The sequence below is a fragment of the Candidatus Ichthyocystis sparus genome (assembly GCF_900078745.1).
Lineage (GTDB): Bacteria > Pseudomonadota > Gammaproteobacteria > Burkholderiales > 2013Ark19i > Ichthyocystis > Ichthyocystis sparus.
The window spans coordinates 81,575-97,536 of sequence record NZ_FKII01000043.1; the positions used below are offsets into that span (position 1 = coordinate 81,575).

Consider the following 15,962-nt stretch of genomic DNA (forward strand, 5'->3'; position numbering starts at 1 on the left):
GGAGGTTTGGCTTAAGTAGTAATAGACTATAATGCTAACAATAAATCTGGGTGGGGGGTAATTTAGTGAGTACTGTGAATCCGGGTTCGCACGTCCATTTATCTTCGTATTCTATGGAAGTTATGCCATCTAACATAAGAGATGTACCTTACGTATCTAAAAAATATGTCTCTGATTCATCGAATTTTAATAGAGCGGTTGAAGTTGAGGGGAAAGATATTTCTTGCGGTCCTTTGTCTTTATTATTTGTTCTTAATAGTGTCGAGTGTTATAGAAATAACACTAAACTGAAAGTTAGCGAACTGTTTTCAGATAAAGATTCGATAAAAATAGCAGCTCTTGGTAAGCTTGAAGAAATTGATGAGAACATAGCGGTAAAAAACTCATGTGATAGGAATATTATAGCCTGCGATAAGTTTGGTGATTTTTTGCATAGAGTAGCATCTAACATGATTTCTGGAGAGCAGAGGTTTTTTATGTTACATAGTTGCAATCACGCAATGTCTTTTAAGGTTATGCGTAATACTAGGGAAATAGGAGGATCACCAATAGATAAGTGGGTAATACATTTTTTTGATCCTAATAAGACTAATATTGTGGCGCGAAGTGAAGTTTTGATACCTGAAGAGTTTTTAGATTTAAGTAAGTTTTCTTTAAGAATGTTTATGCCTAAATGGTCTTATAAAGATTATTTTGAATCTAAACCAAGATTAGCGGAAAGAGAATGTGCAATATATGAGTACTCTGACACAAGAGAAGCAGGTTTTGGTTTTTCAACTTTAGAAACACTGTCCCAAGATGGAATTTCTGGATGCATGATATATCATATTATGCTTAGTGATATTGATTCATTATGTATTAGAGAAATAGTAAGATCTAAATCTTTTTCTACATTAAGTGGTAATGCTAGAAGAGAGATATTTTTTGCTAGAAGCTCTGGTGGTGTTTTTGCGCTTTACATGGCAATGGAATTAAACAAATCTAATTCCATAAAATCTTATAATGATCTTTTGGGTGAACTTTCTAAGAGTGAGCAATTAGATTTGTTACCTGAAATCATGAAATCTGAATCAATTGAAAACATGACAGCTTTATATATAGCTATGCGAGAAAATAGTTTCCAAAGCATTGATGCTTTTGGTTCATTAGTAGATAGATTTATGAATATAAGATCTAGAATAGGTATAGGTACTTTTTGTCAAATGTTATTTGACATTTTGCTAGCTAAAAGTGTATTTTTTAATTCTTCGTCCGCTATTTCTGTGGCTTTATCCACAAATAGTATTCAAGCTATTTTGGCTTATGGTGGTATTTTGGATAGATTGTTTATACTTAAAGATGATATCAGTAGTAGAAAATTAGCTACTATGATTTTTGAATTATTGAATTATAAAAATAGAAAAAAAGATTCTGCTCTGTTTTATCCTCTTCTACTAGGTTTTTCTGGTGCAGTACTGTCTTTTGGGAACTTGATGGATAGGTTACTTCTTATGAAGGGACATATACCTGATGATGATATGGTCGAAATGATTTTTAATCTGTTGAGAGCTGAATCTGATAGTATTCCTGGTTTATTTTATGCTTTGAAAAATGGCCGTTCTGGTGCAGTGCGTGCTTTTTCTAAGTTGATGGATAGATTGCTTATTGCTAGAGGAAGTGTGTCTTATACAAGTATAGCTAATATGATTTATAAACTGTTGTCGTGTTCTGATGCTGATGGAGCTTCTGGTGTGTTTTTTGCTTTGCAAAGAGGTTTTGCCGATACAGTGCGTGCTTTTTCTGAATTGGTAGATAAATTACTTATCCTGAGAGGAGATTATGGTACAGATGTACATAATTTGGATGATATTATCTATAATCTGCTGAGGCCTTCTTGTAAAGGAGTTGGTGGTCTGTTTTTTGCTTTGCGAGAAGGGCATACTGATACAATATTTGCTTGGGGTGAGTTAGTAGGTAAATTTTTTATCTTACTAAATCGTTGTAATCATTTTGATTCTATGGCGTTAAACATATTATGGGCTAGGGATATGGACGGTGGTTTTGGCATATTTGAGCCATTATTAAAGAATAATGTTGATGTAATAGTTGCTTATAATTCGTTGCTATTACATGCATCTAAAAGAACTAGAAGGATGATTTTTTGCTTTAAAAATGGTGATGGATATCCTGCCCTTTATGCATTAATCTTTCATAATCATCCACAATCTTTGACAGCATATAATCATTTCTTGCAGGCACTTTCTTGTGATGAGCTAATTGATATGTTGCCGGAGTTATTAATTTCTAAAAATGATAGTGGAGACCCTGCTCTACTTGTAGCCATGCGGGAAGGATATGCTGATTGTATTAGTGCATATGGTGTTTTGATGGAAAAACAATTAATGAAAATCAGAGACAGAATGTCTCAGGATGATTTTGCTAATCTAGTTTTAGATATTGCATTGGCTAAAAGAAGCGATGGAATGTCTGCTTTATTTATGGGAATGCACCAAAATAGATTTGGTGCCATAGAAGCTTATTCAGGATTACTAGGCAAAGTTTCATTACTGTTAAAGGGTAGTATATCAGATGATAGATTTGTGGGAGTGATTTTTGAATTGTTGAAGGCTAGAACTAGCGAAGGCATTGATGGATTATTTATGTCTTTAAAAAAAGGCAATACTGATTCAGTACTTGCTTTTGGTTTGTTGTTGGATAATTTTCTTAGTATGAAAGTATATATAGAAGATATCACGTTGTTTGGTATGGCATTTGATTTATTAATGTGTAAGAGTGATGGTGGTATTCCTGGATTGTTTGAGGCTATGCAAAATGGACATCATGAAACTGTAGGTGCTTTTGTGAAATTATTGGAAAAGTTGATGTTGTTTAAGGATGATATATCTGCTGGGTATTTTAATAATACGTTGTTAGATCTTGTTAGATCTAGACGATCAGATGGTGTATCTGGATTATCTGTAGCGCTAGAAAATGATTTTCCTGAAGTAGTTAGATCTTATTTTACATTGCTTAGATTAATACCTAAAGATAAATTGGTTGATGTGTTGCTTGCCCTTAATGCCTCCGGTGTACCTGCTGTGTTATTGGCTGGTGAAGAGACTTTGGGTGCTTATTTAGGAATGATATCTGATTTATCTGCCGAAGGTATGTATGAGTTATATTCACAACTTAGTAGTGCAAGAAGGTCAGTTGAACATATATTGACAGGTGATAGAGATCTTGGTGATAAGTATAAACTTTTGTTAGAGAAGATTAAGGAACTTGCCGGAATCTCCGGGCAGGATCATTAAAGTACATTCAGGTAGTTAATGAAGTTTTTTTACTGTCTAATCAGGCGGTGTTAATTATCACTAAATAGAGTAAATGATAGATTTAAGCTTTATAATGTGCAGGTGTGGAGCTTCCATAAAGGTATAGTAAACAAGAAAAGTAGGACAAACAAAATGATGAGTCAGATAATAAATTTGCAGATATGGTATTTAACTTTGACTATTACCGATAGAAGTGTTTGTGAATTGTTTATGGCTTTGCAGTAAGATAACAGTCGTTTCGGTGGTTGCTTTTGGCTTGGTTGGATAAACTTATTAATATGTAAGAGTGGCTGTTATAATACAGCCATATTTGTTTATATATGTAAAATATGCACTATATTACTGTCGATAATTTTATAAAATTATTAGAAAAATAGTGATATTTGATATGTAACATATTATAGTTAATATTTCAGTAATATGTCTTTTAGACACTGTAACATCTAGATGATCAGATGTTGTATCTGGATTTCTATAGCACTGGAAGTGATTTTCCTGCCTGAAGTACTTGAATCTTGTATCCCATTACTTAAATTAATAATACCTGAAGCTGAATTAGCTAACGTGTTGATGGCTCCGAGTGGTTCTGTTATACCTTACTGCATTATCTGCTGGAAGAGGATTTGGAAGTTTATTGGCAATGATACCTGACTTATATGTCTGCAAAGACTATATATGCCGTACATTCACAACTTAGTAGTGCAAGAAGGCCAGTTGAGCATATATTGTCATGTGGTATTAGATATCTTGAAGGAAAGTACAAACAGTTGGTTGGAAATAATGTTGTCATGTAATATATAATATCTATTGCTATGTGTAGAGCGTTGATGTTGTACAATGAATGGAGGTTGTTTTGGGGATTGTAGAGATTGAGTATTTTTCTTTCTATATACTCATTGATTAATCTTTCATATCTACTTTCTCTATATCTACGTGCTACTACTACCTGTAGTAGTGCTGGTGCCCCATGATATGGTAGTACCGATGATAAATTATTTATAATACGTAACGTAAGGAGTGCAAGCTGTGGAGTTTGTTGGCACTCATACTCATATATCTGTACATTCGATGGAAGTTGTACCTTATAGCCAGAAGAGTGTGCCTTATTTTTCTAAAAAACATGCTTCGTCTTCATTGAGGGATTTGAGCAACAAGGTTGAGGTTAACGAAAGAATTATTTCTTGCTCGGATTTATCTCTACTATATACTCTTAATGGCGTTGATTGCTATAGAAGTGACAGAAAACTGAGAGTAAGCGCACTCTTTTCAGATAAAGACTCAGTAAGAAGGGCAGCTCTTCATAATTTTAGAGAAATAATTGGAACCAAAGTAGAAGAAAACTCATGTGGTAAGCATGTCATAGCTTGTGATAAGTTCGGAGATTTTTTGCATAAAATAGCATCTACCATGATTTTAGGGGAGCAGAGGTTTTTCATTTTACGTAGTGGCAGTCATGTAATGTCTTTTAGAGTCGCGTGTAAAGTTAAGAGAATAGAAGGAGAATTTGTAAATAGGTGGGTGGTGTATTTTTTTGATCCTAGGGTTACCAATGTTGTATCGCGTAGCGAAGTCTTAAATCGTGGTGAATTTCTAGACCAAGACAGATTTTCTTTAAGAATGTTCATGATTAAAGGTCACTATGCGGGATATTTTAGGGGTGTTGAATCAGGATCAACAGAGTGTGAATGTGCAGTATACGAGTATTCTGATGAAGAGGAGTCGAGTTCTGGTTTTTTAACTTTGGAAACCCTATCCCAAGATGGAATTTCTGGGAACATGATATACCATATGATGTTTGGTGGGGTTGGTCCATTGGATATTGTAGGATTAGCAGAGTCCAGTTCTTTTTCAGCGTTAAGTGTTGATGTTAGAAGAGAGATATTTCTTGCTAAAAGCTCCTTGGGTATTTCCGCTCTTCATATGGCTATGGAGCAAAATAAAGCTGGTTCCATAGTGTCTTATAATAATTTTTTGGAAAAACTTTCTTGTGATGAGAAAGTGAATTTGTTGCCTGATATTATAAAAGCAGAATCATCTGAAGGTGTACCAGCTTTGTTTATGGCTATGCAAGGTGGACATGTTGAATGTATGGATGGCTTTGGTTTGTTGTTGGATAGATTAATTAGTGTAAGACATAAAGTAGAAAATTTTTCTGAGGTGATTTTTGATATTTTGTTGGCCAAACCTAGGGATAATTTCTCTGCTCTCTCTATGTCTTTATTAAAAAATAGGGTTGGTTCTGTTTCAGCTTTTGGTAATCTTTTGGATAAAACTTTCATACTTAAAGAGGATGTGGTTGATAGTATAGGATTGTCTGATATTATTTTTAGGTTATTAGATCATAGAGATGGCGAAGGATGTTCTGCTCTATTTTACGCTCTTAAAAAAAATTATGCTAATGCAGTAAGTGCTTTTGGAGAATTAATAGATAAATTACTTGTCATGAAAGGATATGTGCCTGATTGTGATATGGCAAGAATGATCTTTAGGCTGTTAGAGTCTAAGTCTGATGCAGGGAATACTGGCCTGTTTGTTGCTTTACAAGAAGGTAGTGATGGTGCAGTAACTGCTTTTTCTAATTTGGTAGATAGATTGCTTGTTATGAAAGGTGATGTACCTGATAGTGATATGGTAAGGATGATTTTTAGATTGTTGGAGTCTAAATCTAGTTCAGGAGATGCTGGACTATCTGCTGCATTACAAAAAAATAGTGTTGTAGTGCGTGGTTTTGGAAAATTGATAGATAGATTACTTGTTATGAAAGGTAATGTGCCTGATGGTGATATGGCAAGAATGATTTTCAGATTGTTGGAGTCTAAATCTAATTCAGGAGATACTGGTCTGTATGTTGCTTTACAAAGAGATAATGTTGTTGCAGTAAGTTCTTTTGGAGAATTGATAGACAGACTACTTGCTATGAGAGGTCATGTATCAGGTAGTGATATGGCAGAAATGATTTTTAGATTGTTAGAGTCTAAATCCAATTCAGGAGATACTGGATTATATGTGGCTTTACTAAAAAGTGATGATGGTGTTTCAATACGTCTTTTTGCAGAATTAATAGATAAATTACTTCTTATGAAAGGTCATATTCCTGATGTTGATATGGTAAGAATGATCTTTAGGCTGTTGGAATCTAAATCTTATGAAGGAGATACTGGTCTATTTTCTGCCTTGAAAAATTGTCGTACCGTTGCAGTGTTTTTCTTTTCTGAATTGTTGAGTAGATTGCTTGTTATGAGAGGTCGTGTGCCTGATATTGATCTGGCGAGTGTGGTTTTTAGATTGTTAGAGTCCAGATCCAATTCAGGAGATGCTGGTCTGTATTATGTTCTCGAAAGAGGTGATGCTGATTTAGTAAATATTTTTGGGGCATTGGTCAATGATGGATTGCTTGTTATGAGGGGGAGTGTGCCCTATGTTAGTATGGCGAATATGATTTTTAAATTGTTGGAGTCTAAATCTAGTACTGGAGTTCCCGGCCTGTTTGTTGCTTTGCAAAATGGTCATACTGGGGCAGTGCTTGCTTTCTCTAACTTGCTTGATATGTTGCTTGATATGAAAGATCATGTACCTGGTAGTGATATGGTTAGTATGCTTTTTAGGCTGTTGGAGTCTAGGTCTGATGCAGGAGTTACTGGTTTGCTTATTGTTTTGCAGGGTAAGAACGATAGTACAGTAAATGCTTTTGGTGATTTAGTAGGTAAATTTGTACTTTTAAAGGGTAGTATTCCTGATGCCATGTTTAGCTCTATGCTGCTGAGCATATTGATGCCTAGGAGTAGAGCTGGATTGCCTCTCATTTATGAACTCATGTCTCATAACAACTCAGAACTTTTGAAATCATATAATTGTTTTTTAGGAGGATTTTTTTATCGTTGCAGGCCATCTCGTCTGCCGTCAATAACAAGCATCTTAACTGATCTAATGTCGGAGCTGTTGATTTCCAAGAATTATAGTAATGGGGATTCTGCTCTGTTTGCAGCCATGCGAGAAGGATGTAGTGATTCTATTGTTGCATATGTTGCATTAGTAAGAAAACAGTTAACAGAAATGAAATTTAGAGTATCATCTGATGATTTCATTAATCTAGTTTTGAATATTGTATCTGCTAAAGGAAGTGATGGGGAATCTGCTTTGTTTGTGGGAATGCGTAACAATAGAGCTAGTGCTATAGAAGCTTATTCAGAGTTATTAGACGAGGTTTTACTGCTATTAAGGGGTATTGTATCAAATGATAGAATTTCAAAAATAATTTTTGAATTGTTGAAAGCTAGAACAGGCGAAGGAATTGATGGATTATTTGTGGCTTTGCAAGAAGGAAATAGTAATGCTGTACTTTCTTTTTGCTCGCTGTTATATAGACTTCTTAGTATAAGAGGATGCATAGAAAATACCACATTGGTTGGTATGGTATTTGATTTACTGATGTGTAAAAGTGGTAGCGATAGTATTCCAGGCTTATTTATTGCTATGCAAAATGGTCATCATGGAACCGTAGATGCTTTTGTAAAATTATTAGAAAAAATGATGATGTTTAGGGATGATGTGGCCGCCGGACATTTTGATAGTATGCTCTCGTGCATTATAAGATCTAGGCGTTCGGATGGTATGCCCGGATTATTTGCAGCACTAGAAAATGGTTTCCCTGAGGTAGTTAAATCTTATAGCTTACTACTTAAATTAATGTCTAGAAATGAGTTGGTTGATGTGCTATTGGCTTCTGATAGTTCTGGAAGACCTGCTGCATTGTTTGCTGAGGGAGAAACGTTGGAAGTTTATTTATCAGTAGTGTCTGACTTGCTACCTACCAGGGATATATATGTTTTACATTCACAACTTAGTAGTGCAAAAAGGAAAATTGAACACATATTGGCGGTTGATGAAGGCCTTGGCATAAGGTATAAGCTTTTATTGGAAAGAGTTAAAGAACTTGCTAGAAGTTCCAGGAGGAATCTATAGTAATAGTGTTTTATTAGGTAGTGCAATTTTGTCAGTTAATGAGCTGTTTTTTTACTATCAGTTTGCTGCGTGTGTGCCCATGTATTTGATTAACTTTATTATTATGGCCATATTAATAATCCAGGAGAGTTAGTGATACCCGTACTGTATTTATATCATTAATGAAAGGTATAATATTGATTAAGTTAATAAAAAAAGTGTTTAGTATGTTGGAACATTATGGGTGATTGCAAGTTCTTGCTAGTGTGCTAGTCTCTCGTAACAACCAACAGGAATATTGCGGAGTGTTTATTTTTTGAGATTGCTTTGTTGTGTTGAGCAAATTGATATATTGGCCGGGGCATTTTAAATTAACGTACTGAGATACTTGATACTTATTACGAATATATGCTATTACCTACACCTGCATGTGATGTCTCTTATTTCTATAAATGATGGAGTAGGGTGCTCTGTTGCATGAATTTCATACATTATAACTGTTCTAATTGGTTTTTCTTTTGCTGCTGAGAGCATGTTGGCGGAAAAATTTGCTCCTAGTAGGCTTGGGTTATAATACCTGGAGTTACTATGCTTTCATTTCACAGCTTATTGGCAGTTGGAGCTTTGAGATTAAGAGGATCTCCATCTGGTTATACTTCTTGTATTTTCTTAGCTATTACAGCTTGCTAGTGGATAGTAGGCTCTGTATTATCTGTGCAGATAAAAAAACTTCATTGTAATTAAAGTCGAGATTGTTTTTATTCGATGTTATTTTCTATAATGGCTCTAACATTGATATTGTTTGATAGCGAGGTAAAGTATTTCACAACTCCATATCCTCTAATAGTTCCCACATTCTCATAATTGGCTGCTGAAACATTCTTATACATAGGTACTCTTCACGATCTGTGGGTGTGGTATATTGGTAAAGAAGTGCTTTGATTTGAAAAGCTTTTCTTTTGTAATACTGAGATTCTTTATTGTGTCTGTAGTAGCTATATGGACATAATCTAGCAACAACAACTATACATCACTAATGCTTACACACAGTCATGCAGCAAATATTATATTATTATTCGAATAAACAAAAGATATTTACTAAAGCAATCTTGTAAGTTCCATGCTGGTTATTTTTTGAAACAAGTATCATGGTGATTGTTGGGGTGGGTACCTTATAACTTATTGACAATTTACATACAACGACATGTGATATATATATATTTATACATAATTCAATTACTTCTATGTTTTATTCTATTGGATAAACTAAAATTACTGATATAATTACAGCTTATATGATAGAAGTTACAACCACGTTGCTGTTCTTAATTTGTAACATATTTACTGTACTGAGAACGACAATTAACATCCAATGAGCAGAACAGAGTGGTTTTAACTACATAGATGCCCATTATAGTTAATGTGTTAGCATTTTCTGATAGTTACGTAGTAATTGCTGCATTGTTTGCTGTTAGAGGAGATTTAGATAGTTATTTGAATCTTGATGGAAAATTTAGTTGAAGAAGGATATAGTAATTTCTATAAACTACGTGCAGAACATTGTAATGATCTAAGATGTATAGCATAGCGGACGACGTGATTTGTTATCCGCTTATGTAGTGTGTAAACTGCTACTATAACTCTACGATGTTGCATATGCATCGATGCATATGGTTTATGCTTTGTTATACGGCTTGGGAATTGTTTTAGAAGAGGATTTTTATACAAACATATTATGTTGAATATGGTGGTGTGTTTACTCGTTTTATAGGTGGATATGTCTAATAGTATACACACGTAGTGGTGGCGCTAATACTAAAAAAGTAAAGCGAAAATTTGATCACCATGCCCATGCCCATGCCCATGCCCATGTTAATGTGTCTCCGCATTCGATAGAAATAACACTATCTATCGGAAAGAATTTGCCTCTTATATAATCTAAGTGGATTTAAATTGCAAAGTTGAAATTGATGAGGAAATTATTTGTTGTTCCCATTTGTCTTCATTGTTTATTTTGAATGGTATTGATTGTTACAAACAATAACATAAAAATTAAGATTACTTAGTTGTTCTCAGATGAAGAATAAATAATAACGGTGTTATCTCATGATTGTTGGTTGATTTACAAGAGTAACATCATGGAGATGCGCATGCTTTTTGATTGAATTTAATGAGAGTTTTAATAGTATGCATTTTGTATTCTGTAGTTGCTGTAGTATATAAAATGTAATATGTTATGTCTGGTCTGTCTGTAGCACTAAAAAATAGTTCTCCTGAATTAGTTGGAGCTTATTTATTAGCTCGCCTAAAAAATGTACCAGAAGCTTCTAATGTCTATTATGGCATATACGCTGTATTATCTACTGGTAGATGTGTTTTTAGGTAGAGCTATTCATAAATAATTTATAACTTATTTATAAACCAGAATTGTGCATAATTTATTTATATTAGAAACTTGATAGTATAAGAAGCTCAAATCATATACACCTTTAAGCAATATAGATCTCTTTATGTAGGATACGAATATTTATTAAAATGGCTCGAACAGTTAGTCGGAAATAGTATTTACAATTTGCAACTTAGATTCATATAATTCAAATTGATATGTCAATTATGAATAGGAAGGTTTGTAAAAAATTTCAACGTAGATCTATAATAATGTCACATATGATGTTTGTTGCTAGTAGTAGCATATTGCTATTGCTGCTGTGAAGTGGGTGGTGGAGGTTTTTGGGGGGTAATTTTAGTGTTTCTTAGGCGCTATTACCCTAAATTAATCTTAGGTGCTCTATGTTTCTGTCTTCTCCATAGCTTCATAGCTTCATAGCTTCATAGCTTCATAGCTCCATAGCTCCATGGTGCTAGTACCTATAGTAGTAGTACTAATACCAGTGGTATGGTGATACCGATAATAAAATTTATAATTCGTGGTATAAGGAGCGCGTGCATTATGGAGTCTGTTGGCGATCATGTTCATATATCTGCAAATTTGATGGAAATAGTTCCTTCTACCCAAAAGGATGTGCCTTATTTTTCTAAGAAGCATGTTTCTTCATTGAGAGATTTGAGTAACAAGGTTGAGGTTAATGGAAGACCTATTTCTTGCTGGGATTTGTCTTTATTGTATGCTATTAATGCTGTTGATAGTTACAGAAGTGAAAGAAAACTGAGGGTTAGCGAATTGTTTTCTGATGAGGAATCAGTAAGAAGGCTAGCTCTTGAAGATTTTGGAGAGATGGTTGAAACTAAAATAGAAGAAGAATCGTGTGGTAAGCATATCATTGCTTGTGCTAGGTTTGGAAATTTTTTACATCGAATAGCGTCTGACATGATTTTAGGGGATCAAAGATTTTTTATTTTATGTAGTAGCTGTCATGTAATGTCTTTTAGAGTTGTGTGTAAATCTAAGAAAATAGAAGAAGGGTCAGTAGTAACCAGGTGGGTGGTGCATTTTTTTGATCCTAAGGTTACTAATGTTGTATCTCGTAGTGAAGTCTCAAATCTTGATGAACTTCTAGATTCAGGCAGGTTTTCTTTAGAGAAGTTCATGATTGGTCGTCACTATAAAGGTTATTTTAGGGATGCTGAGTCAGGATCAACAGAGGATGAATGTGTAGTATACGAGTATTCTGATGAAGAGGAGTCGAGCTCTAGTTTTACAACTTTGGAAACCCTATCCCAAGATGGGATTTCTGGGTGCATGATATACCATATGATGTTTGGTGGAGCTGGTCCAGAAGATATTGTAAGATTAGCAGACTCCAGTTCTTTTTCAACGTTAAGTGTTGATGTTAGAAGAGAGATATTTCTTGCTAAAGGCTCCTTGGGTATCTCCGCGCTCCATATGGCTATGGAAAAAAATAAACCTGGTTCTGTGGTGTCTTATAATAATTTTTTGGGAAGACTTTCTTGTGATGAGAAAGTGAATTTGTTACCTGATATTATAAAAGCCGAATCATCTGAAGGTGTACCAGCTTTGTTTATGGCTATGCAAGGTGGATATGTTGAATGTATGGCTGGTTTTGGTTTATTGTTAGATAGGTTAATTGCTGTAAGAAGTAGAATAGAAAACTTTCCTGAAGTGATATTTAATATTTTGTTGGCCAAACGTGTGGGTGGTTTGTCTGCTCTCTCCATATCATTATTAAAAAACAAGGTTGCTGCTGTTTCGGCTTTTGGTGGTTTTTTGGATAAAATTTTTATACTTAAAGAGGATGTGACTGATAGTGCAGGATTATTTGAGATTATTTTTAGGCTATTAGATCATAGAGATGGCGAGGGGTGTTCTGCTTTGTTTCATGTTCTTCAAAAAGGTTATGCTGCTGAGGTACGTGCTTTTGGGGAATTAGTAGATAGGTTGCTTGTTGTGAAAGCTCATGTGTCTGCAGATTATATGACAAGTATGCTTTTTAGATTATTGGAATCTAAATCTGATTCAGATAATACCGCTCTGTGTGTTGCTCTACGAGAAAATCATGCTGATGCGGTGGTTGCTTTCTCTGGTTTGATGGACAGATTACTTGTTATGAAAGGTCATGTGCCTGATAATGATATTTTAGGAATGATTTTTAGACTATTGGAATCTAGATCTGATATAGGGAATACTGGTCTGTTTTGTGCTCTTGAAAGAGGTGCTGCTAATGCTGTGGGTCATTTTGGAACGTTGCTAGATAAACTACTTGTTATGAAAGGCAGTGTTCCCGCTAGCGATATCGTAGAAATGATTTTTAAGTTGTTGGAGTCTAGATCTGATGCAGGAAATACTGGTTTATTTGTTGCTTTGCAAAAAGATAATTTTCTTGCGGTAAGTGCTTTTATGGCATTGGTAGATAGATTGCTTCTCATGAAAGGTTGTGTGTCTGATGATTATTTGGCAAGGATGATTTTTAAGTTGTTGGAGTCTAGGTCTGATTTAGGAGATACTGGATTGTATGTTGCTTTAAAGGAAGATAGTGTTCGTGCATTAAGTATTTTTAGGGAATTGTTAGATAAATTGCTTGTTATGAAAGGTTGTGTGCCTGATAGTGATATGGCAAGAATGATTTTTATGTTGTTGGGGTCTAAATCTAGTTCGGGTGATACTGGATTATCTGTTGCTTTACGAAGAAGTGATGATGGTATTTCGGTAGGTATTTTTGGAGAACTTATAGATAGATTACTTGTTATGAAAGGTCATATTCCTGACAATGAAATGGCAGGTATGATCTTTAGGTTGTTGGAAGCTAAATCTGATGCAGGGGATACTGGTCTGTTTTGTGCTTTGAAAAGAGGCAATGCTATTGCATTAGTTGCTTTTTATGAATTGTTGAGTAAATCGCTTCTTATGAGGGGACATGTATCTGATAGTGATATGTCAGAAATGATTTTTAGATTGTTGGAAGCTAAATCTGATGAGCATGGTGCTGGGCTATATTATTCTCTTGAAGCGGGTAATGCCGATGCAGTAGGTGCTTTCGGAGTATTGATGGATTGCTTGCTTGCTATGAGTGGTTCTGTGCCTTATGGTAGTATGGCAAATATGGTTTTTAGACTGTTGGAAGCTAAATCTAGCGCGGGAGTTCCAGGACTGTTTGTTGCTTTGCAGAATAGACATATTGATGCAGTGCGTACTTTTTCTGAATTAGTGGGAGTGTTACTTAGCATGAAAGAGCATGTATCTGGTAGTGATTTGGCAGATATGCTTTTTACACTTTTGGAGTCCAGGTCTGATGTAGGAGTTCCAGGTTTATTTATTGCTTTGCAAAGTAATTCTGGCGGTACCCAAATGGTTTTTGGCAATTTGATAAATAAATTTATGCTTCTAAGGGGTAGTATTCCCGATGTTACGTTATGCTCTATGCTGCTAGACATATTGATGGCTAAGAGTAGAGAAGGAGTTCCTATCATTTATGATCTTATGTCTCATAACAATTCAGAACTTTTGGGATCATATGGTTATTTTTTGAGAGCTTTTTTTAGTGCTTCTGAGCTACCACCGGATATGGTGGCTAATTTGTTATTGGATTTGTTGGTTTCCAAAAATGATAGTAATGGATGTCCTGCTTTATTTGTAGCCATGCAGGAAGGGCACGATGATTCCATTGTTGCATATGTTTCATTGGTGAGAAGACAGTTGATAAAAATTAGAGGCGGAGTGTCCTCTGATAACTTGGTTAGCATAGTTCTAAATATTGCGTCTGCTAAAGGAAGTGATGGGGTGTCTGCTTTGTTTGCTGGAATGCGTAATAGTAGAGTTAATGCCATGGAAGCTTATTCAGCACTGTTAGACGAAGTTTTATCGTTGTTAAAGGATACTATACCAGATGATAGACTTGTGAGAATTATTTTTGAATTGTTGAAAGCTAGAACTGCCGAAGGCATTGATGGGTTATTTCTGGCTTTACAAGAAGGGAGTAGCAACGTTATATCTTCTTTTTGTTCGTTGTTGGATAAACTTCTTATTATGAAAGGAAGTGTGGAAGATATCACTTTGTTTGGTATGGTATTTGATTTGTTAATGTGTAAAAGTGGTGATAATAATGTTCCTGGTTTGTTTGTGGCTATGCAGAATGGACATCATGGAGCTGTAGATGCTTTCCTAGAATTATTAAGAAGGTTAATGGTATTTAAGGACGATCTATCCACTGAATATTTCGATAGTATGGTCTTAGATATTGTAAGATCTAGGAGATCAGATGGTGTGTCTGGATTATCTGCAGCGCTAGAAAGTGATTTTCCTGAAGTGGTTAGGTCTTATGTTTCATTGCTCAAATTAATACCTAAAAATAAATTAGTTGATGTGTTACCTGCCATTAATAGTTCTGGCATACCTGCTGTATTATTGGCTGGTGAAGAGACTTTTGTCGTTTATTTGGAAATGATATCTGACTTATTGTCTGCCAGGGATATATATGCCTTACATTCACGACTTAGTAGTGTAAGAAGATCGGTTGAACATATATTGACAGTTGATAGAGATCTTGATGGTAAGTATAGGCTTTTGCTGGATAAGACTAAAGAACTTGCCATAAGTTCCAGGCAGGACCATTAAGGCACATATTGTCTCAGCAGATGGTGTTAGTTATTACTAAATAATATGAAAAAGTGTACATAAAAGATATTTATCCGGTTGGTTCTGGTATTCAGTTTACTAATTAGTATCTAGATAATCTTATAGTGTGTCTGTATTGTTTATAATTTATATCACTGGAAAATGATTTACCTGAAGTAGTCAAATCTTATGTTAGTTGATGTACTAGGTCCACTAGTAGTTTTGGAGTGCCTTTTGTTGCATTGTTTGCTGGTAAAGATGCTTTGGAATCTTATCTAGCGATGGTATTTGACTTATATAAGAAAAACTACATACATTTACAATTTAGTAGTGTAAGAAGGTCGGTTTAGTGTATTTAACGTGTATTAGCATCTGACAGCAGTCTCGATCGTGCGTATAAACTTTTATTGAAGAAGATTAAAGGACTTGCTAGAAGCTCAAGGCGGAACCATTAGGGATTGTAATGAAATTGAAGGAGGGATTATTAGTTGTTAAGGTGGGTTGGATTCCATCATTTATAGACAACAGATCATAGATTTTGGGGTTTACATTGAAGGCCATCATAGTTTTGATAAGCCCCATCTGTGTTTGCTAGCTCTTAAATTTAACGTTTTGTACTATTAGATATTATTAATAAAAGGTATGTATACAATGTACCATATTGACTGCTATAAATAACG

The 15,962-nt window shown here is 34.8% G+C and carries 5 protein-coding genes; all 5 read left to right on the forward strand.

All coding sequences use genetic code 11. The annotated features are described in order from the left end of the window. The first annotated feature begins 65 nt into the window (after positions 1–65). The 5 genes from A6733_RS01390 to A6733_RS01400 all read left to right on the forward strand — a co-directional run bounded on the left by A6733_RS01390 (position 66) and on the right by A6733_RS01400 (position 15,282). The gene (locus A6733_RS01390; RefSeq protein ID WP_092460275.1) at positions 66–3,290 is read left to right on the forward strand and encodes a ShET2/EspL2 family type III secretion system effector toxin; all 3,225 of its coding nucleotides are present in this window, start codon (positions 66–68) and stop codon (positions 3,288–3,290) included. 677 nt (positions 3,291–3,967) lie between these two features. Beyond that, positions 3,968–4,105, forward strand: coding sequence for a hypothetical protein (locus A6733_RS09350; protein ID WP_176696107.1), 138 nt, complete (start codon positions 3,968–3,970; stop codon positions 4,103–4,105). A 232-nt stretch (positions 4,106–4,337) separates the two neighbouring features. After that, on the forward strand, positions 4,338–8,273 hold the full coding sequence (locus A6733_RS01395) for a ShET2/EspL2 family type III secretion system effector toxin (protein ID WP_092402888.1): 3,936 nt from the start codon (positions 4,338–4,340) through the stop codon (positions 8,271–8,273). 2,215 nt (positions 8,274–10,488) lie between these two features. Next, positions 10,489–10,638, forward strand: coding sequence for a hypothetical protein (locus A6733_RS08765; protein WP_175330715.1), 150 nt, complete (start codon positions 10,489–10,491; stop codon positions 10,636–10,638). Positions 10,639–11,202: 564 nt separating this feature from the next. Next, entirely contained in the window at positions 11,203–15,282 is a 4,080-nt protein-coding gene (locus A6733_RS01400; RefSeq protein ID WP_176696753.1) for a ShET2/EspL2 family type III secretion system effector toxin, read from the forward strand. The last annotated feature ends 680 nt before the right edge of the window (positions 15,283–15,962 follow it).

Coding starts and splice junctions, on each gene's coding strand:
- A6733_RS09350 (WP_176696107.1), top strand. CDS start 3,968: ATGTCTGCAAAGACTATATATGCCGTACATTCACAACTTAGTAGTGCA.
- A6733_RS08765 (WP_175330715.1), top strand. CDS start 10,489: ATGTCTGGTCTGTCTGTAGCACTAAAAAATAGTTCTCCTGAATTAGTT.
- A6733_RS01400 (WP_176696753.1), top strand. CDS start 11,203: ATGGAGTCTGTTGGCGATCATGTTCATATATCTGCAAATTTGATGGAA.